A 22,785-nucleotide genomic window follows, 5' to 3' on the forward strand; every position below is an offset into this window, starting at 1 on the left:
CCCAAAAATGTTTTTGGGAAATCTGCCGTAATGAACTTGTCCTACACCTAATGGTCAGGCGTGTTCCCTGAACATCAAAGTTTTAGTTTGATGCCGAGCCGGTTGAGCCGCCCGGCCACCCATACACACAGGAGGGCAAACGCAAACGATTTGGCCAGCCCCACACCGCCCGCCAGCAAAAATGCGGGCAGGTGTAGCCCCAGCCCCACCATCAGCGCGTAGGCAAAATGGGGCATCAGGTAGCAAAGTAGGGTATCAGTACCGGCAGGTTTGATAAACCGGAACCAGTGGCCTTTGCCCGCTGCGTCGACGAGCCAGTACAGGGCCGTGAAAGCCAGCAAGGTAAACGCACTGCACAGAAAGAGCCAGGCCGGGGTAGCCGCCAGTTTGGAGAGGCCCCAGAATGGACGTGTGTACACCGACAACCCAATCAGTACTCCGCTCATGACCAGAAAGCCGACCGTCATGGGCCGGGTTAGGCCACGCTCAAGGCAGTAGCGGAAAACAGTAGCTGTAAGTACCCCGCCCAGAGTCAGACCGGCCAGGGTTCCGCCGATGATTGGTTCAGGAATAAACAGCAGGGCTTTCGGGACGAGGCCTGCCCCAAACGCCATGCTCAACCCGCAAAAAGTAACCCATACCAGAGCCAGTATGGCAATGCGGCCCCGGGCCAGCAACGTAGTCACAGCACCCACTAGATACGACCAGCCAATCAGCCCCAGAATACCCCACCAGTGGGGTTCAAACCGGGCCGTGCCGTCGCCACCCCGGTACAGAATGGCCAGGGTCAGCAGCGTACCGGCTCCCAGTAATCGGGCGCCAGTTATCAGCCATTGGGGAGCTGTTTTCGGGTAAGTATTCCAGATCAGGATAAACGAAATGCAGGACAGCGTGTTCCAGACCAGCCGGTGCATCCCGGTGGCGGCTTCGTTGATCGACTCGCCATTGACGAGCCAGAGCCCCATAACCAGCAGAGCTACCGTGCGGCCCAGAATATGCAGCAGAATGGCCCGGTCGGAGTCGCCCCGGTTGCTGCGATGGGCAATGGCGAACGGGGAAGATAGGCCAACAATGAACAGGAAGGCCGGAAAAATGACATCGGAAAAGCCGATCCCGTCGACGCCGGGTGCTACGTGTTCGAGCCATACCGGCACGCCTGTAAGCGACCATAAATCGTTGACGAAAATCATGAACACCATCGTGATAGCCCGCAGGACATCGATAGAGCCGACGCGTAAAGCCGCCGGAAGCGTAGAGGTGGCCGGAGCCTTGGGAAGTGAGGTAGATAGCATAGGTTGGGTATATACCTCCAAAAGCGAAAAAGCCGTCCTGTTTAATGAAGTCGGTTCAGGAAATGGCCTCTATGCGGTACTCCATTCTGTTGAACGTAGCGGAGTCACCCATGCGCTTGCCCAGGAGCAGGGCCCCGATAGGCGAGGCTGGCGATACGGCGAAATAGTCGGTGCCGTCGAGGGAGATTTTGCCCGCACTGATACTGATGTAAAATGTGCCCCGCGACGTTTTCACCAAACTGCCGGGGATAGCCACTGCCGACTCGGCCGCGGGGTCGAGTTTTTCCAGATCGGCTTTCATCCGCTGGGCTTCGGCGAGGAGTTGGGCGTGGCGGTCGCGTTCGAGTTGCGCCATGGCCCGGCCGGTTTCGTACTTATCGCCCGCCGAGCTTTTGGTTTCTGAATTGGCCGATTCCTGCGCGGCCTGCATAGCCTCGGCGGCATTGTCGATGCGCTCCTGCACGTAGGCCAGGCAATGGTCGTATAGTTTGGCTTTGAGGAAAGTGGTCACGAGGGAAGTGGGTAGGGGTGAAGGTATAATGTTCTATGTATCGTTCACAATACGTTTTTTGTCTTCGTATGATTCCTACACCCCGCCCAAACCTATACCCCCCGAATTTCGTTTATACAGCGAGTAGAATAGTACAAAATCGTACTATATTGCCGAGGGTAGGTAAATGCTTTTTGTTATCGAATGAAATACGGACTAATCCGCCAGCTGATCGATTACGCCGAGGCTTACGAGCGCGAAACGGCTCATACGGGTGGGGCCGCTGAAGCTACTAATTCGGAAATGGTGTATTTTCTGGCCTGGCTGAACGAACGCGTTGCGGCCGAAAAGCGAGCCGACCAGGCGGCCGAGGGCCCCGTGCAGTCGGTTTCGGGCGCGGCTCCCGATACGCTCATCGGTAAGCTCGTGACCTACCTCTATCGCTATGCCCGCTCACTCACCAAACGCGCTTTGACAGATACCCCTCTGGTTAGTTCTGACGATTTTGCGTACATGATTTCGCTGATGTACAAACCGTTGCAGACAAAAGTGGAACTGATTCAGTACAACATTCATGAGAAAACAACGGGCATGGAAATTATCCGCCGACTGATTGCCAATGGCTTGGTGGAACAACAAAATGACGAAACCGACAAACGTAGTAAACGGCTGAAACTGACCGATGCGGGTGTGGCTATGTTGCACCAAATCTGGCCGCGTATGGTACAAACGTCCATTCTGATTGGCGGGCCACTGTCCAATACCGAAAAGTTGCAGTTGGTGGGCCTGATGGAGCGGCTACACCAATTCCATAATCCTATTTTTCTGAGCGACCGGTCGGAGTCGACAGAAGAACTTGTGCGGGAGCTACAAAAAAAATAGTACAAAAACGTCCAACATTTTTCGAGGTAGCGTGTTAATGTTCCGAATCCCATTCGGTACTTAACTTATGCGCTTTTTATACAGTATGGTCTGTCTGCTGCTCATTGGCACGTTGCAGGCCCAAACCCCCGACCAACGGGTGGGGAATATCATCGGAACCGTTCGCGATGCGGCAACGCAGGAGTTGCTCATCGGCGTGACCATCAAAGTGGCCAACGGTACGCAGGGTGTCGTGACCGACACCGAAGGCCGGTACAAACTGACCCTGCCCGTGGGTACTTACAACCTACAGGCTTCGTATGTGGGCTACCAATCGCTGGAGAAGTTTAACCTCGTGGTGACGTCGGGCAACGACAATCAGGCCAATTTCGAGCTGACTGAAGAAAATCAGCGGCTATCGGAGGTGACGGTCAAGGCCAACCGGGCAACGGCGGCCGCATCGACCATCTCAAGCCCCAACTCTATTCAGCGGCTCACCACCGAAGAAATCAAGACCAACCCCGGCGGTAACTTCGATATTTCGAAAGTGATTCAGACCCTGCCGGGCGTGGGTGGCTCGCCGGGTGGTCTCCGCAACGACATCATTATCCGGGGGGGCGCACCCAACGAAAACGTGTTCTACCTCGACGGCATCGAGATTCCGGTCATCAACCATTTTCAGACGCAGGGCGGCACGGGTGGCCCGCAGGGAATCCTGAACGTGTCGTTTATTGAAGACGTGACCCTGTCGTCGAGCAGTTTCGATGCCCGGTACGACAACGCGCTGGCGTCGGTGTTTCAGTTCAAGCAACGCGAGGGCAACCGCGAGCGGCTACAGGGCAATTTCCGGGTGAGCGGCACCGAGCTGGCCCTGACTACCGAGGGGCCGTTGTCCGAAAAAACAACCTTTCTGGCCTCGGCCCGCCGGTCGTATCTGCAATACTTCTTCCGGCTTATCGACCTGCCTATCCGGCCTAATTACTGGGATTTTCAGGCCAAAATCACCCATCGGTTCAGTAAAAAAACAACCCTGACGGCCGTGGGCGTGGGCGCGCTCGATGAGTTCAGCTTTGCCGTACCCCGCGAGGTTACACCCGACAAAGAATACACCATTCGGCGGGCTCCGCTCATTAATCAGTGGAACTACACGGGCGGGCTGGCCCTGCGGCACCTGATCGAAAACGGCTACCTCAACATCGCCCTGAGCCGGAATGCCTTCGACAATGCGCTCGACCGGTTTGAGGATGCCCGGCAGAATGACGAGTCGGCGCGGGCGTTTCGGTTGCGGTCGCGGGAGATTGAAAACAAGCTCCGTATCGACGTGAACAAGTCGGTGGCAGGCTGGCGGTACTCATACGGGGTATCGGCCCAGTATGCACAGTTCAACAACGACATTGCGGGCAAGATTCGGAATGCCGTGTTCGACCCATCAGGGCAATTGGTATCGCCCGAAGTCCGTATCCGGTCGAATACAAGCCTTGATCTGGGCCGTTTCGGGGCGTTTGTACAGGTAAACCGCAACGTGCTGAACAACCGGCTGGGGGTTTCGGCCGGCTTGCGTACCGACATGAACACGTTTACCACCACGGGTATGAATCCGCTGCAGACGTTGTCGCCCCGGCTGGCGTTGAGTTACGCCCTCAACGAGCAATGGAACCTGAACGCGTCGGTGGGGCGCTATTTCAAAATGCCGATTTACACCGTGTTGGGCTACCGTGATGCGCAGGGGCAGTTTGTCAACCGCGACAACCGCTACATTGCCTCGAACCATTACGTGGCGGGTATCGAGTTTTTGCCGAATCCCACGCGCCGGTTTACGGTCGAGGGGTTCTTCAAGCAATACAGCAACTACCCGGTGTCGGTGCGGAATGGTATATCGCTGGCTAACCTGGGCGCTGATTTCAACGCTATTGGTAATGAAGCCGTTACGAGTACCGGCAAAGGGCAAGCCTACGGGGTAGAGGTATTTTTTCAGCAGAAACTGGTCAAAAACCTGTTTGTAGTGGCCTCGTACACCTACGTGCGGAGTTTATTCTCAGGATCAAATGGTGTGCTGGTGCCCTCGGCTTGGGACAACCGGCACCTGTTCTCGGGCTTGCTCGGGCGTAAGTTCAAGCGCGGTTGGGAGATGGGCCTGAAATACCGCTTTGCGGGTGGAGCACCGTTTACGCCGTTCGATATTCCGGCTTCGCAGGCCAACTTCCTGGCGTTGGGGCAGGGCATTCCCGACTATTCGAAGCTGAACACGCAGCGGCTCGCTCCTTTGAATCAGTTTGATTTCCGGCTGGATAAGAAATGGAACTTCCGCCGGACAACGCTCGACCTGTTCCTCGACGTTCAGAATGCTTTTGTACTACCCACGCCCGGCCTGCCCGATTTTGTCCTGAGCCGCGCCCTCGATGGCTCGGGCTACCTGACCACCGACGGAGCACCCCTGCGCGCCAACGGCAGCAACGGTATCCCGGAAGTACTATCTAACAACAACCCATTTGTAACCCCGACGATTGGGTTTATGGTAGAATTTTAGGAGGAAAGGAGGATTTTCCTTTCCTCCCGTCTTCCTTCCTCCCTATTCATTTAGTAGATTTATCTGAACAACCCCTAAAGGGTGGCGTTGAAAGCTTGAGATCGTTCGTTTCAAGCTTTCAACGTTATGGAGAATCAGATTCCGCCCCAGCATCAGGACCCGCAGCCGGGCATTGAGGGGCAAATGACCCCCGAACCCAAGTACATTCGGTATAATTACCGGGGGGCCAACAAGCTTAAAAATAAAGTGGCCCTTATCACCGGGGGCGACTCAGGTATTGGCCGGGCCGTGGCCATCCACTTTGCCCGCGAAGGGGCTGATGTGGCCATTGTATACACGCCCCGCGAGCAGCAGGATGCCCAACACACCAAAGACCTGGTGGAAGCCGAAGGACGAGACTGTTTGCTCCTGTCGGGCGACCTGACCGACCCCAATTTTTGTCGGCAGGTGGTTGAAGATACTGTCCGCGAATACGGGCAGCTGAATATTCTGGTCAACAATGCCGGGATTCAGTATCCCCACGATCACTTCGAGCAAATCCGCGACGAAGACCTGCTCAAAACTTACGAAACCAACATTTACTCGTTTTTCCGGGTTACACGGGCCGCTTTGCCCCACCTGAACGAGGGCGACGCTATCATCAACACCACGTCGATTACGGCGTATCAGGGTCGCGCCGACCTGATCGATTATTCATCGACCAAAGGAGCGATTATGGCTTTCACACGGGCGTTGGCGGGCAATCTGGCGTCGAAAAAGATACGGGTCAACGGCGTGGCGCCCGGCCCCATCTGGACCCCGCTCATCCCGTCGTCGTTCGATAAGCAGAAAGTGGCCATGTTTGGTAAAGATGTGCCCATGAAACGCCCCGGTCAGCCCTGCGAGGTGGCCCCGGCCTATGTGTACCTGGCCTCCGACGATTCGTCGTACGTGACGGGCGAAGTGATTCATCCCAACGGCGGCACCATCATTAATGGCTAACCAATCTGTTTGATACAAGACGTTATGGAAGACATGAAACTAGAAACCAAGCCCCAGCATCAGGATGCGCAGCCGGGTTTGGAACACCAAATGGACCCGCGCCCGATTTACATTCGGGAAGGCTACGAAGGGTCGGGTAAGTTAGAAAACAAAATCGCGCTCATCACCGGGGGCGACTCGGGCATTGGGCGGGCGGTATCGGTGCATTACGCCCGCGAAGGGGCCGATTTAGCCATTATTTACCATCCTCGCGAGGAGCAGGATGCCCAGGAAACCAAGCGGTTGATCGAAGCGGAAGGCCGTCGGTGTCTGTTACTGCCCGGCGATTTGCGGAGTATCTCGTTTATCCGGGAGGCCGTGGGCAAGGTGGTGAGTACCTACAAGCGGGTGAATATTCTGGTAAACAACGCGGCTAATCACGTAGAGCAGCAGGAGTTTACGAACATCTCCGACGAGCAGCTGAAAGACACCTTCGAGATCAACATTCTGGCGATGTTCCGGCTCACCAAAAACGTACTACCCCACATGGCGGCCCACGACTGCATCATCAACACCTCGTCGGTTGTGTCGTATCGGGGTAGCGAATCACTCATTGATTATTCATCGACCAAGGGCGCTGTTACCTCGTTTACGCGGTCGTTGTCGCAGAATCTGGCCGACCGCAGCATCCGTGTGAATCAGGTAGCGCCCGGCCCCATCTGGACCCCGCTTATTGTCTCGACCAAAACGCCCGAAGAGGTGGCTAAGTTTGGGCAGGATGTGCCGCTCGGTCGGGTGGGGCAGCCCGCCGAACTGGCCCCGGCTTATGTATTTCTGGCTTCGGAGGATGCCAGCTACATCACCGGCCAAACCATTCATGTGAATGGGGGCGAGGTGGTGAACTCGTAATTGATTATCCGCAACTCGACACCCAACCGCGAAGTACTGCATTCCATGACGCTGGCAACAGGCGTGGGGGCGCAGTGCTTCGCGGTGTGTTTTGTAGCTACTGGTTACCTAATAAACCTTTTCCTCAGCACCCGGTTTATAATCAGTGTAAAGCGATTTTTACACTACACGTTATGAAAAATACAGAATTACCAACCGACGGCTCGTCGGCGGCCCAACCGTCGGCACCCGTTTCCCCCAACGACTACACTACCCGCCCCGGCAAACCCTATCCGCTGGGCGCTACCCCCGATGCCGAAGGCACCAACTTTGCTCTCTTTAGCGGCAATGCCACGGCGGTTTACCTGTGCCTGTACGACCCACAAGACCCCAGCCGCGAGCTGGTGAGCATCCCCGTCACGGAGCGTACCGAGTTAATCTGGCACATTTACATCAACGATATTCAGCCCGGTCAGTTGTATGGCTACCGCGTCGATGGGCCGTATGACCCCGAAGCCGGTCATTATTTCAACCCCTACAAACTCCTGCTCGACCCGTACGCCAAGGCGATTCATGCGCCCGTGGTGCACGACGATTCGTTTCTGGGGTACGACTACAAAGAAGAAGGCGAAGAGCGGGTGCTCGTGATGGACACCGAAGACAGCGGCCCTACCATGCCCAAAAGCATTGTGGTCGACTCGGCCTTTGATTGGGACGACGATACCGCCCCCGATGTGCCGATGGCCCGGTCGGTTATTTACGAGGTCCATGTGAAAGGGTTTACCCATCAGCACCCGACCATTCCCGAAGAAATTCGTGGCACTTACGCGGGTATGGCCGCTCCCGAAAGCATCGATTACCTTAAAAAACTGGGTGTGACCGCCGTTGAGCTGTTGCCCGTGCATCAGTTTACCAACGAAAGCTACTGGGGCTATAACTCCATCGGCTTTTTTGCTCCGCAGAACACTTACTCGGCATCGGGCATGATGGGCGGGCAGGTGACTGAGTTTAAGGAAATGGTCAAAGCGCTGCACAAAGCCGGTATTGAGGTGATTCTGGATGTGGTGTATAACCACACGGCCGAGGGCAACCAAATGGGGCCGACGCTCTCTATGAAGGGCATCGACAACCGGGCCTATTACCGGCAGGTGGAAGAAAATCCAATCTATTTCAACGACTTCACCGGCACCGGCAACACCGTCGACCTGACGCACCCCCGGACGCTGCAACTGGTGATGGATAGCCTCCGCTACTGGGTGACCGAGATGCACGTAGACGGATTTCGATTCGACTTGGCCTCGGCCCTGATCCGCGACGAAGCCGAAGCGGGCCGGGTGTCGTCGTTTCTGGATACCGTAGCCCAGGACCCCGTTCTGGCACAGGTGAAACTCATTGCTGAGCCCTGGGACATTGGCTCGTACCACGTGGGGCAGTTTCCGGTAAGCTGGGCGGAGTGGAACGGTAAATACCGCGATTGTGTCCGCAAATTCTGGAAAGGCGACGCGCATCAGGTGCCCGAACTGGCTTCGCGGCTGTTGGGTAGCCCCGATCTGTACGCCAACGATGGCCGCTCGCCCGTCAATAGCGTAAACCTCATTACGGCGCACGATGGCTTTACGCTCAACGATCTGGTGAGCTACAACGAGAAGCATAACGAAGCCAACGGCGAAGACAACCGCGACGGGGCCAACGATAACGAAAGCTGGAATCACGGTGCCGAAGGGCCTACCGACGCCCCTGAGATCAACCAGCTTCGTGAACGGCAGAAACGCAACTTCCTGGCTACGTTGCTGCTCAGTCAGGGTACGCCTATGCTGGTGATGGGCGACGAGTGCGGCCGCACCCAGAACGGTAACAACAACGTCTATAATCAGGACAACGAACTGAGCTGGATGAACTGGAACTGGACCGAAGACCAACAGGCCCTGTTCGATTTCACGAGCCGCCTGACGGCTCTGCGCGCACAGATGCCCTTATTGCGTCGGCGCAAGTTCTACGATGGCGAGCAGATAACGTGGGTGCGCCCGGACGGTCATCCGTTTACCGACGAAGACTGGGCCAATGGCGACACGCGCTGCGTGGGCCTCTACATCAACGGCGATGCCGTTACCGATCAGGAGGAAGATGGCACCGCCGTGGAGCCTGACCATCTGCTGTGGGTGCTCAATGCGTACTGGGAAGAGCTGCCGTTTCACCTCCCCAAGCCCGGCCGTGGGCATCAGTGGGCTGTTGTGGTCAACTCGGCCGATCAGACAGCTAATCCCGAAGGTCATAAAGTGAGTGTGAAAATACCTTTTATGATTCCGGGCCGTTCGTCGGTCCTGCTGAAAGTGGTGTAATGGTGCTCGTCTTTTCGAGTCACTTCGACCCCCCCCGGCCCCCTCCTTGAACTAAGGAGGGGGAGGCTTATCTGGCAAGCAGAGCGCTTTTTACATCCCCTTTTTTAGTCAAGGTTGACGTTTTTACCACCCCTCCTTGAACTAAGGAGGGCTTTTTCATAAAAATTAGCTGTATTGGGTGATTAGGTTGTTCTCGCAAGGAACCACTCCCTGGGTCTCCCCCCAGGGGCTGGTTTTTGGCAACCCAAACCCTGCCAGGGGTCGAAGACCCTGGCAGTGGTTGTACACGACAGCCAAAAGGAGAATAACCTTATCACTCAATACAATTAGCCACTAACTTTTTGAGCGAAAATTGCTGACGCATAGCCCTTCGATAGGCTCAGGGTGACCCAGAATTTGAAACATGATTCTCGAATTGTCGCTGTTTGATCGTCACCCTGAGCCTGTCGAAGGGCTATGCGTTAGCCATAATTTTTTATGAAAAAGCCCTGTTAGTTAAAGGAGGGGGAGGCTTACTTGGCAAGCAGAGCGCTTTTTACATCCCCTTTTTTAGTCAAGGTTGACGTTTTTACAACCCCCTCCTTAGTTCAAGGAGGGGGCAGGGGGTGGTCATTTTGTGCTCTCTTCACTGTCTGAATGTCCAGCTCAATTCTTCAACTTCGGCGTCGTTGAGGGCATTATACAGCTCGGTATCGTCGGTGAAGGCAAGTTGCGTGAGCAGGTACGATTCAACATGGACCGTGAACTCACGCGTGGCAAATGGCCACGGCTCGAGCCCTACCGAGCCGTCGGTGCGCTGGTAAATGAAATAGGGGATCTGGTCGGGGCCTTTGCTTACTTCGAGTCGCCGTTCTTCAATCTGAAGCAGGTCCTGACACAGCACGAGCGAGAGCGCGTCGCACCATTGTAGGAAATCGTAGGCATACCGGGCTTCGGCTACGGTGGCCCCGTAGGTTTTGCGCCACTTGGTCTGATTGGTCTTCTGCTGGTCCAGAAATTCGTCTAAGGCCCGGTCTTCGCCCCGTTTTTCGGTATACAGAAACGTCGTGTGCATGGAGAGCATGAGCGCATTCCAGCGGCTCTTTTCCAGCCCAATCCGAATCATGTTTTTCATCTGCTCCACGGAGTATTCCAGCTCGTGAAAATCGAGGGGAGCCCCGGCGTCGGTCAGGTGATTTCGGCCCTCCCAGGCGTCCTGCCCATCGTCGTGTTCGAGCAGGGCGGCCAGGGTTTCGTGCCAGCGGGCCGGGCGGTTTTGGGGTTTCCAGTGCAGAGCAAGCTGCATAGCCAGCAGCCCATGCGCCTGCTGATGAATCACCCGCCAGCCGGTGTTGGTATTTGTTACGATCATGGTGGTAGGAGTGAGAAGGTAGGAGGCAGGAGTGAGGAGGTAGGAGAGAGCAGGTAGGAGTTGCTTACGCGTAAGCAATACTCGTGCGTCAGCAACTCCTCACTCCTCACTTCTCTCTCCTACCTACTTTATCAATTGTATACCTTCCGATTCTCGCCTTCCTTGTATGTGTCGCCGGTGACGGCAGCGCGGGCCATTTCGAGGAAGCGCACCATCCGGCTCGACGTGGAGTCCCAGTATTCGGCCATGTGCGTGTCGACTTTGAGAATAGTCAGTTGCGGGTCGTCTTTCCCGTCGGGGAACCAGGGCTTGGCCGCTGGCGACCACAGTTCGTCAATTTTCGCCCGGTCGTCCAGTTCCTGAGCCGTACCACTGATCGATACGTATGAGGCATCTGATACATCGGCAAAGCTCAGGTTCACCTGCTGCTCATGATTTTCGACCTGATCTACCTTGGGTGAGCTTTTTTTGGTGAAAAACCAGAGGGTCCCGTTAGCATCCATCTGCATTACGGCCATCGGGCGGCTTACCAGATGCCCCGCTTCGTCGACGGTCGTCATCATGGCAATTCGAATATCTTCAATCAGATCTTTAACCTTTTCCAGGTCTTTGTTGTGCTGGTGCTGTGTTTCCATAACGTTTTGGTTTGTATGCCTGAAACGGCCAATGTAGGGTCGGGGTTTGAAAAAACGAGTTAACGCCCGATTGGGTAGGTATGGCCTGATTGCGGTAGGCCATATACCAACGAAAAAGCCGCCCCGGAGTAAATCGGAACGGCTTTATGGTGAGGTATTAGTCGTTGTTGTTTATGCTTAGTTGTACAGGGTTTCGCGCAGGTCGATTCCGTAGAACAGCGACGAAGGTGTCGTGCTGGGGTTGGTTGAGTCGAGCGTCTGCTGGTGCGACATATCCAGAATATTTACGCAGCTCCGAATCGTCTGCTGGCACATGGCATATACCTGCTGGGTTTCGGGCGTGTTGAAATTGGCGGCTTCTTCGGCGCATTTTTCACACACCTCAATACAGGTTTTGGCCAGTAAGCGGGTGTTTTCCGAACCCCGAACGTACAACATGGCTACCTGACGGCAGAGGTCGGCACAGTCCAGATTGAGGAAGATGTAACGATACCAGTTTTCAATATCGGCCTGGCGCGACGCGTTCGTGGCGGTTTCGTCGCAAAGGGCTGCACATCCGGTCAGGGAATCGTAAATGTTTTTCTTCCAGTTCATAACGGTAGAGCGTAAAAGGTTTAAAATCAACGAGAATGGGATGAATACAGGCCCGCAGCGTCGGTGCCCGAATAGCTCAACCGAGCCATCCGGCGTGCTTCGCTGATGCTCACAGTAATCGCCTGTTGCTTTGTCATGTCGCCCTGAGCTACCAAACGGTTGGCAATCTCAATTGCTTTCGCCCGAGTGCTGGGGTTAAGCGAGCGCATCGCTGCCGGGAAATGAGTATCGCTCCACATCATCTTCGTATTCATTTACGCTATGGGTATAGAAATTTTGGTGCCAATATGGACGGAGTATCTGGGTTAAAGTAACACGGGTTTCGTAAGCGGCTCAAAATCAATTATAAGGCAGTATTTCGGGCGTTATTGGCTACGTTAATTGGTAGCGGGGCAGTTGGGCCGGTGCGCTGAGCTGTAGAAAAATAGTGGGGTGAGTGTGGAGTTTATTGCCCACCGGTTTCCCGGATTCCCCAACAAAAAGACCCGGCACCGGGCCGGGTCTGTACTGCGTTTGAAAACAGATTGTTAAGCCGAAAGCGGGAAGTTGATTCGGAACGTGGTACCGAAGCCTTCTTTCGAGTCGACTTCAATGCTGCCTTTGTGGCTGTTCACAATGTTTTGCGTGGTGGTCAGGCCGAGGCCCATACCGCTGCTCTTACCCGTAAAGAAGGGGTCGAACAGCCGCTTGCGGTTTTCCTCCGAAATACCACTACCGTTGTCTTTTACTTCCACAATCACACGGTCGTCGTCGGAGCAGGACGTGCTCACGGTCAGAATTCCCTTACCGGGTTCCATGGCCTCTACGGCGTTGATAAAGATGTTGAGCAAGGCCGTTTTGATCTGCTCACTGTCGAGCAGGGCCGTGCAGGGGCTGGTGCAGTAGTTGGTCTGCAACTGCATGGATTTAAGCTTAAGCCGGTCCGAAACCAGGTGCAGCGTATCGCGCACAATGTTTGTCAGGTTTTGCGGCTTGCGGTCGAGCTCGCGCGGCTTTGAGGAATTGAGCATCTCGGTAATCAACTGCCCGATGCGCTCCACGTTGCGCTGAATAATGTCGGTGAACACCTGCGTGCTGTCGTCGTCGGCGGGGAGTTCCTCCTTGAGCTGTTCGAGGGCAAGGCTGAGGTTGGTGAGCGGGTTCCGAACCTCGTGGGCAATGCTCCGGGCAATTTTGCCGGTCATCGACAGCTTCTCGGCCACAATCAGGTCTTGCTGTGCCCGCTTCTGCTCGGTTACGTCGCGAATAATGCCCTGATACCAGTTGGGTTGCCCCTGATTATCGTCGACGGCCCAGATCGACACCAGACAGGTGCGCTTGCGGCCCGCTTTGCTGATGAGAGTGGTTTCGTAATCCTTCAGCTGATTGTGCTCCCGGACGTTGAACCGAATTTCGCGCAGGGCGTCGATGTTGGTAAAAAGCCGGGCCACATTCATGTACTTCAGGTCGTCGCGGGTGTAGCCCAGCAGTTGTTCGACAGAGGGGTTGGCGTCCTGAAAAATCAGGTTGCTGTCCATCACAAAAATGGCGTCCATCGACCGTTCGAACAGCGCCCGGTACTTGTTCTCGTTTTTAGCCAGTTCGGCCAGGGTTTCGGCCTGCCGCAGGGCGTACCGGATACTCCGGCCCAGTACCTGCGCGTCGATGCGCCCTTTGACCAGATAATCGGCCGCCCCCAGTTCGAGGGCCGAGTTATCGACCGACAGATCATCCTGTCCCGTCAGCAGAATCATGGGGGCCTGGCTACCCAGCCGGAATGCTTCCTGAATCAGGTCGATACCGGTATTCTCGCCGAGCCGGTAGTCGATCAGATACACGTCAAATTCGTTGCGCTGAATAGCTTTCAGCGCCGAATCGTAGTTGTCGATCCACTCGAGTCGGATGTTGGCGTTTTCCCGCGACGAAACCAGTGTACGCGTCAGCACGTAATCGTCTTCATCGTCTTCCACCAGCAGAACCCTGATTTTGTCTTGTTTAGCCGGGGCTACGTCAAACGTAATTTTTTCCTGAGAAATCATGGTTAATATGGATAGCAAAGGAGGCCTTTGGTTTACTGAGGCAGCCGAACCGTTTCGAGCCAGTATGCCTTCAATGCAGCGATAACCTCAACCAGCCGGTTGTAATTAAAGGGCTTGATTACAAAGGAATTGACGCCCAGATTGTACGAGCGCACCACATCTTCATCGGCCGAGGAGGTGGACATGACCACCACCGGCAACCGGCGCAGATTGGGGTTTTCCTTAATGAGGCCCAGGGCCTGAAAGCCGTTCATGCGGGGCATGTTCAGATCCAGAATCAGCAGGGTAGGGCGCGGAGCCGACTGAGCCGTGTAAGCGCCCCGTCCATTCAAATAATCGAGTAGTTCTTCCCCATTCTCAACAGATCTAACTTCGTGTGTGTAACCATTTTGTCGTAAAGCCTGCTCCAGAAACATGCGGTCGTCGGCATCATCATCAGCAATCAGTATTAGCATGGAAGTACGCTGGGTATTGGTCATGACCGGAAAGTTAGTAGCAACTAATCCAATAGTAATGTAAAACTACTTAATTGATAGGTAATAAGAGCTTAAAAGTGGCGCCTTTATTTGGATAACCCTCGGCCACAATCTCACCCCCGTGATTCTGAGCAATCTTTTGTACGATGGCAAGGCCGATTCCGGTGCCACTATACTCGCTGCGGCCGTGCAAACGCCCAAAAACCTGAAAAATGCGCTGGGCGTGCTGCTGTTCAAACCCGATTCCATTGTCGGTAACAACCACCTCAACCACCAGCCGACGCTCGTCGGTAGGGTCCATGTGCAGGTTGGCCGAGATGTTGATCATGGGTTGCACGCCCGCCCGCGTGAACTTGAGGGCGTTGGATAGCAGATTCTGAAACAGTTGCCGAAACTGACTGGCATCGCCCTGCACCACGGGGAGTGACCCTACGTGGATGTGGGCGCTTTTTTCGCGGATATTGGCTTCCAGATCGTCGATTACCTCGGCCACAATCTGGTTCAGGTTAGCGGGTTTAAACGGGTTCGTTTGGGCCGAAAGCCGGGAGTACGTCAGCAAATCGTGAATCAGGGCCGACATGCGCCGGGCTGCCAGTTGCATCCGCTGCACCAGATCGTAGCCGGTTTCGCCCAGGGCCTCGCGGTACTGATCGGCCAGTACGTCGCCAAATGATTGCACTTTGCGCAGGGGCTCCTGCAAATCGTGCGAGGCCACGTAGGCAAACTGTTCCAGATTGGCGTTCGACCGTTTCAGCTCGTTGACCGATTCTTCCAGCTGCCGCTGAAACAGCCGGTTCTGGGTCACATTCCGAAACGTAAGCATAGCCATCACCGTTTGGTCGGCATCGTTGTGAACCGGGGCAAAAAACACCTCATAAATCTGGTCGCCTACCTGCTCTTCCATCCGTTGACTACGGCCCGATAGGGCTTCGGTAAAGTTGGCCAGACCTTTCTCCCTGAACTCGGGTACCACCATTTGGACAAAAGGCTGGTTGGTGAGCGCCTGATTACTACTGACCCGAAAAGCGGGCGGCAGGTCGCCGTTGGCGTACAGAATTCGGAGCGTATGGTCGCAAACGAGCACACCCGTTTCGGGCACATTGTTGGAAAGGGCCTTGAACAGAATCGACTCGCCCATGAGTGCGTGTTGCGCCTTCCGAACGTCGGTAATGTTCATAAAGGCAACCACCAGCCGGTTGCTGCCCGATGGCGAAACTGACACGTCGAGCCAGCGCTCAAAACCATCCTGATTCATGTACACCTCCTGCCGGTGCTCTTTCTGTTCGCGCAAACTCGTTGTGTAGAGGTCGAAGAGGCCCGTGTCAATATGCCAGGGGCAGCACGTGAGCAGACTTTTGCCAAGTAGCTCGGCTTCGGTGGTTTCCAGGAACCGTTCGGCGGCCCGGTTGACCACCACAAACCGGAAGTCGATCAGTTGGTGCCCGGCATCATACACCGCTTCGAGCGAAACCAGACAACTGATCGACCCGTTGAGCACCACCCGGAGCCAGTCGGCCTGCTGCTGTACGGTTTCGAGCGCCAGCCGCGATTCGGTGATGTCCATGAAGGTCACCAGCAACGTGTCTTCGCCCAGTCGGCGGGCCGACTCTTCGAGCCAGAGGGGTTGCTCGTCGCCGTTATACAGGGCCTGCATTCGCTGAGGCTGCCCGGTTTCCATGGCCTTCACGTACATGTCGAATAGCCCCATCGACAGGTTCTCGGGGAATAGCTGAAGCAGCTGCTGCCCGATCATGGTCGATTCGGGCATGTTCAGGTACACCTCGGCGGCCTGATTGGCGGTCAGAATCTCAAAATCCTCAATCTGGCCCTCGGCATTGCGCATGGCCCGGAAGGTCATGATGCTATTGATGGAGCCATCGAGCACACTGTTGAGCGTATCAACCAGTTCGCGGTGCCGAATTTCGGTTTCTTTGCGGGAGGTAATGTCGCTGAAGTTCAGAACCAGGCCATCCTGCCATACACTCGCCGAGTAAGCGTACCACGATCGGCGTTCGGTCTCGTAATGCTCGTACTCGAACGGCTCACCCGTACTGATTAGTCGCACGCATCGGTCAAACAACCCGGTTTGTTTTGCCTGTGGATACCGCTGGAGCAGGGTATGCCCGGCGAGGCCGTCGGCCGGATAGCCCGCCAGTTGCCGGGCAGCCGGGTTCATGCTTACTCCCAGAAAATCGTACACGACCCCGGCCGTGTCGCGCAGGGGTTTGTAAATCTCAATCCCGTTGGGCGAATTAGTAAGCAGATTATGCAGCAGTTCGGCCTGGGGCTGATTCTTGGTTTCGTCCAGTCCAAACAAGGCATTCATCTGATTGGCAGGGTTCATTCTGGTAATAGTTAAGAACGGTGGGTTGGTTGATTAATTCCCCGATTTGGGGAGACGAATACGCAGTTCATGGGGGTAAACCACTTACTTGGGTACGTCAATCAACCAGTTAATATGCAAGTAAACAGGGTCATAATCAGTTTCCAAACGTATTTATGACGTTCGGCGATTAACTCTGGCACGAAATTGACCCTATACCTGAGCAATAATGCTTTAGTCGGCATTGTCAACTAACCATTACACGTTATGAAAACTACACGCAAATCATGGTTGGCTTTAGGTCTTATGGGTCTCGGAGCCTTCTTGTTTCAACCTACCGACGCCAATGCACAGAACCGGGTTCGGGCGGGTATCAAAGGCGGTTTCAACGCCAGTTCCATCTCGTTCGAAAACGCCAATGCCAACGACCGTAAAGAACGGTACGGCTTTCACGGGGGGGTATATGCTCAGATTCCGGCGGGCGAGTTTTTTGCCATTCAGCCTGAGTTATTGTACTCGGCCAAGGGGGCTTCGGCCAACTATAATCTGAGTGCGGGGGGCTTTAATTTGCAGGGCCGAAACACATTCCGGCTCAATTACGCTGAATTGCCCGTACTGGCAACGTTTAAGTTGGGCAACACCGTTGAGTTACAGGCTGGCCCATATGCCGCTTATCTTGTCAACTCCAACGTAAGTTCTACGGGTGATCTCGGAAGCAGCACACTGGCTCTTAACCGCGATGCTTTCAATAAGTTTGATTACGGTGTAGCCGGTGGTCTGAACGTATTTCTGGGTAAAGCTCTGATTGGCCTGCGCTATGGTCAGGGTCTGCAAAATATTGCCAACTCGGCAGCCGCCCGCACGGTATTGGGTAATGCCAAAAACGGCGTCGGGATGATCTCGGTTGGTTTCAGTGTTAACTAATCGGCTTAGATTCACTCATAATAAATCGGGGTCGGTAGCTAAATGCTGCCGACCCCGATTTGTATTGGTGCCAAAGAGTGAAACGTGATACCTCGCGTCTTAATAACCGTAAACCGTAAGTAATCAGGCAGAATTAAGTTGGGCTTTGGTTTGTCATCCCGACGCAGGAGGGATCTTTCTAATTGACTGACTGTAAGATCCCTCCTGCGTCGGGATGACAAAAACGTCTATTTAAGTAATTCAGTTTAATTCTGCTTAACTACTTAAGTGCCTTATCTAAAATACTTTAAAGTATGCATTTTGTCATGCTGACGAAGGAAGCATGACAAAATGCACGCCAATATATAACCTAAACTACTTTGGGTGACCTACTTAAACTGTAAACTCTAAACCGTAAACTCTAAACTCTTATAAGTGTATGTCGTACGCTTTGAGTTTGTTGTAAAGCGTTTTGCGGTCAATGTTAAGCACCTCGGCGGCTTTGGTTTTGTTGTAGCCCGTTTTTTCGAGGACTTTCAGGATAGCGGCTCGCTCGGCATTTTCCGATACCGACTTCAGGTTGCTGGCTGGTTGCGCGATAACCGTTGCCCCGGCCCGAATCATGTCGGGATACACCTGAACCCCAGCCGCTACACTCTGCTCTTCGGGATGGAAGTACGTCGGGTGAACTATCTCGTGGGGGAGGGCCTCAACCTGTACGTAATCGCCCTGGGTGAGTAGCACTGCCCGCTTCACCACGTTCTGCAATTCGCGCAGGTTGCCGTGCCAATAGTAGTCGCGGAGCTTTTCTTTTGCTTCGTCCTCAAAACCCTGCACCTCTTTTTCTAACTGTTGGTTGGCCAGTTGGAGAAAGTGCTCGGCAAAAATCATGATGTCGGTACGGCGTTCGCGGAGGGGGGCCAGCTCAATCCGAAACTCATCGATCCGGTGGTAAATGTCCTCGCGGAAACGACCCTGACGCACGGCGTCGCGCAGGTCTTCGTTGGTGGCACATACAATGCGCACATCGACCGGAATATCCTGGTTGCTACCGATACGCCGAATCTTGCGCTCCTGAAGCACCCGCAGCAGTTTAATCTGGTTGTCGTACGACAGGTTGCCAATTTCGTCGAGAAACAGCGTGCCGCCGTTGGCGTACTCGAAACTACCCGCTTTGTCGGACAGGGCCCCCGTAAAAGCCCCTTTTACGTGGCCGAATAGTTCGCTACCGGCCAGGTCTTTTGAGAGCGCCCCGCAGTCGATGGCTACAAACGGTTTTTCGGCCCGTTTGCTGCGCAGGTGAATGGCGTTGGCTACAAATTCTTTCCCCGTTCCGGTTTCGCCCGTGATAATCACCGACATGTTGGTCGGGGCAATTAGTTCAATGTGTTTCTGAAGCTGTTCGGCGGCCCGGCTCTTGCCAAAAATGAAGCGCTTGCCGTCGGGTGCCATCGTGGCGGCCTTGGCACCCCGGCCCGATGTTCCTTTAGCGGGGGCTGAGGCTGGTGCCGTTTCGGTTTCGGTGGCGGCTCCGGCGGGGTTGGTCAGGGTTTGCTGACGCCGGTCGAGCGCACTTTTAATGGTGTACAGAATTTCGTCGGGGTACAGTGGCTTGGTTACGTAATCAAAGGCACCGTATTTGAGGGCCTGTACCGCAATCCGAACGTCGGAGTACCCGGTTATGATGATAACCGCCGTTGATGGGCTGATGACTTTGATCCGGCGCAGCATTTCGAGGCCGTCGATATCCGGAAGTTTGAAATCGCAGATAACCAGTTCGAAGGCATCTTTGCGGATCTGGGCCAGGCCGTCTTCACCCCGCTGGGACGAAGCCGTTTTGTAGCCCTGCTTCGACAGAAACCGTTCGAGCAACAGGCAGATATCGTTATTATCGTCAACTATGAGAATACGTTCCATGGGCGGTAGTGTCAATGAAAGCAAAAGGTGTTGGCAGGGCAAAGCAAAAGAGCGTCGTGTATCGACACGACTACCCACGAACACGCGTTTTATGAAATCGGGTGATGCAGATGCAGCCTATACAAAGATAACTTATTCCGAAATAGCTTGCAGGGCCTGTTCAACCGATTTCCGGGTGAATGGTTTGCCGATAAAATAGTCGGCTCCTTGTTCAGTGGCTCTTGATCGCTCGGCGTTACCATCGAAGGCACTAATCATGATCACCTTGGTCTCATTGTGGGTGGTTTTGATGGTTGGGAGCAGATCAAAACCTAACCCATCGGGCAGGTTCAAATCGAGAAATACGGCGTCGAACTGTTGCGAACGCAAACACCGACGACCTTCCTCCAGAAAATGGGCACAGGTGGGCTGATATCCTAACCGTCGTAACAAACCTGATAGCAATAAGCATATATCAGCTTCATCGTCAACGATCAAGACTCGTTTTATAGTTGTCATATCATATTTCACGGTGGGGCGTACTTGCTGACCCGTGTTGGTTCCTATTGCTCGTATCACGATGCAAACAATTCAAAGTTCGGTAATGAACTATTCTAAATTGATGCCTAACTCAACCGGGCCAGCAACTGGGGTGATCTTTTAAGGTTCAAAAACCACAGTATGAGCTATTTAATAAGTTTATGCGAAGTTTTTTTGTCTATTTCGCTAAATAACTTAACCTGACCGAGTGCGTGAAATCTCTACAGTATATTCTACAACTGTAGAGATTATTCTACGATTTTTATACTACCCACTTTTGTCTACAAAAGCGGCTTATTTGTTTTTTACCGCTCATTTTCAACTAATAAGCGGCTCTTACTCTACTAACCACAAAGGTTATCATTTTCTGGCATAACTTTTTCTATAAACTTAACCGAAGCGAGACACAGCAATGGGCTTCGGCCTCCATGCTGCTCTGATTTACTCAACTATTGCCTCAACGAATGTTTGCCTGCCCGTCGCACTCTTTTGGTGGGCAAACAATGAAAAAATAACAAAGACATTTTCGCTGTCTCGACACAGCAGCGAGCCAATTTAGGTTAAGTACAAGTTACGGTGGGTACGGAATTCCTGCGCCAATTTGAGCGCAGGAATTTTTTGTTTAAGCCGGTTTGACATCGTCCGTATCGGATTGGTTGGCCGATAAAGCCTCGGTTATTTTTTCTTTTGCCTCTTCCAGATCGTTGCCCTCAGGCTCGGGGATGTCGTCTATGCGTTCGGGATCGGGGGCGTAGGTGAGCGCAACCAGAATCGGGAAGTGGTCGGAGCCGCAATTAGGCAACCGGCGAAGGCTATTAACCGTAAAATGGTGCGATACAAAGACGTGGTCGAGGGGCCACCGCAAAAAGAAGTACTTCGCGTGAAAGGTACTGAATAGGCCCCGCCCAATGCGCGGGTCGAGCAGGCCACTTACCCGCCCAAAGAGCCGGGTTGTGTGCGACCAGGCTACGTCGTTAAGGTCGCCGGCTACAATAATTGGCCCTTTCAGGCCGCGCGCTTCCCGGCCCACCAGCAGTAACTCGGCATCGCGCTCGGTAGAGCGGTAATGCTCGGTCGGGCTGGGCGGCATCGGGTGTACGCCGTAAAAGTGAATCCATTTGCCCGAAGGTAGTTGCAGCTGCGTATAAATGGACGGGATGTCGTCCTGAATCTGAAACCGTACCTGTGTGGCCCGCATGGGTAACCGCGAATAAAACAGCATGCCGTAGGTATTCTCCAGCGGTATAAGCTGCCGGTAGGGGTAGTCGGGCTCAATACCACTCAGCGCCTGCCGCCAGGTCTCGTTGCCCTCCAGAATAAGCACAATGTCGGGTTGGTGTTTGCCAATGAGCCGGCACACATCAGGACATTGCGTGTTGTCCATGAACACATTGGCGATCAAAAGCTGAATACCGTTGGCTTCAACTTCGGGCGATTTTCGTTTCTGACGCGGCACCTGCACCCGGTGTAGGAACGTGTATGGGTAAATGAGCCACCCCTGATACGCCAGTGCGGCCGTCAGCAGGGTCGGTACGAGCAACTGTGGCCATGTCCAGTCGTTCTGAAAAATGAGCCAGGCTACCAGCCCAACGGCGGCCAGCACCATGAGCTGAAAATGGGGGAAATCCCACATCCGAATCCACCAGTAATCGAGCCGGATAAGGTTGAGGAACGAGGCAATACCGACAAAAAGGCCGTAGCCCAGGAATAGTGATTCGGCGAAGTTCATGGCCAGATAACTAACAGATGTGTTCGTCTGTTGGGGTTGCCCCTCAAAAGTCGCCTGAACGCATGGTGTACCTACTCAGCGGTAATTTGAAGGGCAATAGTCGGCCGGGAAATTATGAGGAATAAAGTCGAAGAAGTGTAGAAAATCATTCCCACGTTTGGTCCCCATCAATCTGTCGGTATAGTTATAATTTTCTGATAAAGAGTATATTATGTCTGGGGTACTTGTCTGGTACGCTTTTTTCTAAAAGGTAGGATGTCGGAAGACGATACACAACCGACTCGACGAACCATGAAAGCATTACCAGGAATTCTGATTGGACTTGCGGCTGGCGTAGTGCTTGGCGTGCTGATGGCCCCCGATAAGGGCAATGCAACACGTAAGCGTATTTCGAACGACGCAGATTCATTCTTTAAAGACTTGCAGGATCAACTGCAGGAGGGCATCGAGACCATTAAGGGGCAATACAATGATTTTGTAGAGACCTCAGCGTCGCGCACAAAAGACGCCCTCGGCCGGGCTGAGCGCCGGGCAAAACGTTAACCGATTATCAACCTAAAAACAAACAACGATCATGCGTAGCACACGCGATTTTCTGACAGGTGTATTGACTGGAGTAGCTATCGGCTTGCTGACAGCCCCACGTAGCGGTAAAGAAACCCGTGACAAACTCAAAGAAGAAGCCAACAAACGTTCGGGCGATCTGAAAGATCAATGGAACAAAGGCGTTGAGCAGGTGAAACAGGGCTACGAGCAGGCTAAAACGCAGGTTTCTGAATACACCGATAAGGCCAAGCAGCAACTTAACGAGTACAAGTCGCAGGCTCAGAATGAGTACGACAAGCAGCGTGCTAAAAGCCAATATAACGATACCGTCGACCAATTGGCCGACAACACAGAGTCAGGTATCAACTCGACTCGTGAGTCGCTCAAAATTGATTAAGCAGGGCTAACCTCCGCTTT

General features: G+C 53.9%; 20 protein-coding genes. 8 read left to right on the forward strand and 12 right to left on the reverse strand.

Translation table 11 applies throughout. From position 1 onward, the window contains the following. Window positions 1-74: 74 nt before the first annotated feature. On the reverse strand, window positions 75-1,292 hold the full coding sequence (locus F5984_RS00390) for a DUF5009 domain-containing protein (protein ID WP_152121771.1): 1,218 nt from the start codon (window positions 1,290-1,292) through the stop codon (window positions 75-77). Between the two features lie 55 nt (window positions 1,293-1,347). After that, on the reverse strand, window positions 1,348-1,803 hold the full coding sequence (locus F5984_RS00395) for a 3-oxoacyl-ACP synthase (RefSeq protein ID WP_152121773.1): 456 nt from the start codon (window positions 1,801-1,803) through the stop codon (window positions 1,348-1,350). A gap of 183 nt (window positions 1,804-1,986) precedes the next feature. Between F5984_RS00395 and F5984_RS00400 the strand changes: the two genes are divergently transcribed. The 5 genes from F5984_RS00400 (at window position 1,987) to glgX (ending at window position 9,357) form a co-directional block, all read left to right on the forward strand. Beyond that, window positions 1,987-2,664 carry a MarR family winged helix-turn-helix transcriptional regulator gene (locus tag F5984_RS00400; protein WP_152121775.1) on the forward strand — a complete coding sequence of 226 codons (678 nt, stop codon included), beginning with the start codon at window positions 1,987-1,989 and terminating at the stop codon, window positions 2,662-2,664. Window positions 2,665-2,731: 67 nt separating this feature from the next. Beyond that, complete coding sequence (locus tag F5984_RS00405; RefSeq protein ID WP_152121777.1) at window positions 2,732-5,170, forward strand: TonB-dependent receptor; 2,439 nt, start codon at window positions 2,732-2,734, stop codon at window positions 5,168-5,170. Window positions 5,171-5,296: 126 nt separating this feature from the next. After that, window positions 5,297-6,151, forward strand: coding sequence for an SDR family oxidoreductase (locus tag F5984_RS00410; RefSeq protein ID WP_152121779.1), 855 nt, complete (start codon window positions 5,297-5,299; stop codon window positions 6,149-6,151). Window positions 6,152-6,175: 24 nt separating this feature from the next. Beyond that, on the forward strand, window positions 6,176-7,039 hold the full coding sequence (locus F5984_RS00415; protein WP_152123099.1) for an SDR family oxidoreductase: 864 nt from the start codon (window positions 6,176-6,178) through the stop codon (window positions 7,037-7,039). A gap of 173 nt (window positions 7,040-7,212) precedes the next feature. Then, window positions 7,213-9,357: a glycogen debranching protein GlgX gene (glgX, locus tag F5984_RS00420; protein ID WP_152121781.1), complete on the forward strand. Its 2,145-nt coding sequence runs from the start codon at window positions 7,213-7,215 to the stop codon at window positions 9,355-9,357. 625 nt (window positions 9,358-9,982) lie between these two features. On the opposite strand, the gene F5984_RS00425 is transcribed toward glgX, so the two are convergent. The 7 genes from F5984_RS00425 to F5984_RS00455 all read right to left on the reverse strand — a co-directional run bounded on the left by F5984_RS00425 (window position 9,983) and on the right by F5984_RS00455 (window position 16,775). Then, window positions 9,983-10,708, reverse strand: a complete 726-nt coding sequence (locus F5984_RS00425; RefSeq protein ID WP_152121782.1) for a DUF3891 family protein — start codon at window positions 10,706-10,708, stop codon at window positions 9,983-9,985. Between the two features lie 131 nt (window positions 10,709-10,839). Then, window positions 10,840-11,343 carry a pyridoxamine 5'-phosphate oxidase family protein gene (locus tag F5984_RS00430; protein WP_152121787.1) on the reverse strand — a complete coding sequence of 168 codons (504 nt, stop codon included), beginning with the start codon at window positions 11,341-11,343 and terminating at the stop codon, window positions 10,840-10,842. 177 nt (window positions 11,344-11,520) lie between these two features. Then, entirely contained in the window at window positions 11,521-11,937 is a 417-nt protein-coding gene (locus tag F5984_RS00435; protein ID WP_152121788.1) for a four-helix bundle copper-binding protein, read from the reverse strand. Between the two features lie 26 nt (window positions 11,938-11,963). Continuing rightward, window positions 11,964-12,179: a DUF2188 domain-containing protein gene (locus tag F5984_RS00440; protein WP_246168744.1), complete on the reverse strand. Its 216-nt coding sequence runs from the start codon at window positions 12,177-12,179 to the stop codon at window positions 11,964-11,966. A 285-nt stretch (window positions 12,180-12,464) separates the two neighbouring features. Then, complete coding sequence (locus F5984_RS00445; RefSeq protein WP_152121793.1) at window positions 12,465-13,955, reverse strand: hybrid sensor histidine kinase/response regulator; 1,491 nt, start codon at window positions 13,953-13,955, stop codon at window positions 12,465-12,467. A 32-nt stretch (window positions 13,956-13,987) separates the two neighbouring features. Further along, window positions 13,988-14,434: a response regulator gene (locus tag F5984_RS00450; RefSeq protein WP_246168745.1), complete on the reverse strand. Its 447-nt coding sequence runs from the start codon at window positions 14,432-14,434 to the stop codon at window positions 13,988-13,990. A 46-nt stretch (window positions 14,435-14,480) separates the two neighbouring features. Then, the gene (locus F5984_RS00455) at window positions 14,481-16,775 is read right to left on the reverse strand and encodes a PAS domain-containing protein (RefSeq protein WP_152121795.1); all 2,295 of its coding nucleotides are present in this window, start codon (window positions 16,773-16,775) and stop codon (window positions 14,481-14,483) included. Between the two features lie 246 nt (window positions 16,776-17,021). Between F5984_RS00455 and F5984_RS00460 the strand changes: the two genes are divergently transcribed. Next, window positions 17,022-17,678: a porin family protein gene (locus tag F5984_RS00460; RefSeq protein WP_152121797.1), complete on the forward strand. Its 657-nt coding sequence runs from the start codon at window positions 17,022-17,024 to the stop codon at window positions 17,676-17,678. Window positions 17,679-18,086: 408 nt separating this feature from the next. Here F5984_RS00460 and F5984_RS00465 read toward each other — a convergent pair whose 3' ends face one another. The 3 genes from F5984_RS00465 to F5984_RS00475 form a co-directional block, all read right to left on the reverse strand. Beyond that, window positions 18,087-19,574 carry a sigma-54-dependent transcriptional regulator gene (locus F5984_RS00465; protein WP_152121799.1) on the reverse strand — a complete coding sequence of 496 codons (1,488 nt, stop codon included), beginning with the start codon at window positions 19,572-19,574 and terminating at the stop codon, window positions 18,087-18,089. A 132-nt stretch (window positions 19,575-19,706) separates the two neighbouring features. Then, window positions 19,707-20,072, reverse strand: coding sequence for a response regulator (locus F5984_RS00470; protein ID WP_027302901.1), 366 nt, complete (start codon window positions 20,070-20,072; stop codon window positions 19,707-19,709). Between the two features lie 643 nt (window positions 20,073-20,715). Then, window positions 20,716-21,822, reverse strand: coding sequence for an endonuclease/exonuclease/phosphatase family protein (locus tag F5984_RS00475; RefSeq protein ID WP_152121801.1), 1,107 nt, complete (start codon window positions 21,820-21,822; stop codon window positions 20,716-20,718). Between the two features lie 291 nt (window positions 21,823-22,113). Between F5984_RS00475 and F5984_RS00480 the strand changes: the two genes are divergently transcribed. Together F5984_RS00480 and F5984_RS00485 are read left to right on the forward strand one after the other, a co-directional pair. Continuing rightward, window positions 22,114-22,365, forward strand: coding sequence for a YtxH domain-containing protein (locus F5984_RS00480; protein ID WP_019988085.1), 252 nt, complete (start codon window positions 22,114-22,116; stop codon window positions 22,363-22,365). 31 nt (window positions 22,366-22,396) lie between these two features. After that, window positions 22,397-22,765 (forward strand): YtxH domain-containing protein, encoded by a 369-nt coding sequence (locus F5984_RS00485; protein ID WP_152121802.1) that lies wholly within the window; start codon window positions 22,397-22,399, stop codon window positions 22,763-22,765. The last annotated feature ends 20 nt before the right edge of the window (window positions 22,766-22,785 follow it).

It is taken from the genome of Rudanella paleaurantiibacter (assembly GCF_009184635.1).
GTDB classification, from domain to species: domain Bacteria; phylum Bacteroidota; class Bacteroidia; order Cytophagales; family Spirosomataceae; genus Rudanella; species Rudanella paleaurantiibacter.

Excerpts from the sequence above, each read along its gene's own strand:
- F5984_RS00400 (WP_152121775.1), top strand. The coding sequence starts at position 1,987 with ATGAAATACGGACTAATCCGCCAGCTGATCGATTACGCCGAGGCTTAC.
- F5984_RS00470 (WP_027302901.1), bottom strand. The coding sequence starts at position 20,072 with ATGACAACTATAAAACGAGTCTTGATCGTTGACGATGAAGCTGATATA.
- F5984_RS00475 (WP_152121801.1), bottom strand. The coding sequence starts at position 21,822 with ATGAACTTCGCCGAATCACTATTCCTGGGCTACGGCCTTTTTGTCGGT.
- F5984_RS00455 (WP_152121795.1), bottom strand. The coding sequence starts at position 16,775 with ATGAACCCTGCCAATCAGATGAATGCCTTGTTTGGACTGGACGAAACC.
- F5984_RS00415 (WP_152123099.1), top strand. The coding sequence starts at position 6,176 with ATGGAAGACATGAAACTAGAAACCAAGCCCCAGCATCAGGATGCGCAG.
- F5984_RS00425 (WP_152121782.1), bottom strand. The coding sequence starts at position 10,708 with ATGATCGTAACAAATACCAACACCGGCTGGCGGGTGATTCATCAGCAG.
- F5984_RS00445 (WP_152121793.1), bottom strand. The coding sequence starts at position 13,955 with ATGATTTCTCAGGAAAAAATTACGTTTGACGTAGCCCCGGCTAAACAA.
- glgX (WP_152121781.1), top strand. The coding sequence starts at position 7,213 with ATGAAAAATACAGAATTACCAACCGACGGCTCGTCGGCGGCCCAACCG.
- F5984_RS00450 (WP_246168745.1), bottom strand. The coding sequence starts at position 14,434 with ATGACCAATACCCAGCGTACTTCCATGCTAATACTGATTGCTGATGAT.
- F5984_RS00410 (WP_152121779.1), top strand. The coding sequence starts at position 5,297 with ATGGAGAATCAGATTCCGCCCCAGCATCAGGACCCGCAGCCGGGCATT.
- F5984_RS00485 (WP_152121802.1), top strand. The coding sequence starts at position 22,397 with ATGCGTAGCACACGCGATTTTCTGACAGGTGTATTGACTGGAGTAGCT.
- F5984_RS00465 (WP_152121799.1), bottom strand. The coding sequence starts at position 19,574 with ATGGAACGTATTCTCATAGTTGACGATAATAACGATATCTGCCTGTTG.
- F5984_RS00405 (WP_152121777.1), top strand. The coding sequence starts at position 2,732 with ATGCGCTTTTTATACAGTATGGTCTGTCTGCTGCTCATTGGCACGTTG.
- F5984_RS00390 (WP_152121771.1), bottom strand. The coding sequence starts at position 1,292 with ATGCTATCTACCTCACTTCCCAAGGCTCCGGCCACCTCTACGCTTCCG.
- F5984_RS00435 (WP_152121788.1), bottom strand. The coding sequence starts at position 11,937 with ATGAACTGGAAGAAAAACATTTACGATTCCCTGACCGGATGTGCAGCC.
- F5984_RS00440 (WP_246168744.1), bottom strand. The coding sequence starts at position 12,179 with ATGATGTGGAGCGATACTCATTTCCCGGCAGCGATGCGCTCGCTTAAC.
- F5984_RS00460 (WP_152121797.1), top strand. The coding sequence starts at position 17,022 with ATGAAAACTACACGCAAATCATGGTTGGCTTTAGGTCTTATGGGTCTC.
- F5984_RS00430 (WP_152121787.1), bottom strand. The coding sequence starts at position 11,343 with ATGGAAACACAGCACCAGCACAACAAAGACCTGGAAAAGGTTAAAGAT.
- F5984_RS00480 (WP_019988085.1), top strand. The coding sequence starts at position 22,114 with ATGAAAGCATTACCAGGAATTCTGATTGGACTTGCGGCTGGCGTAGTG.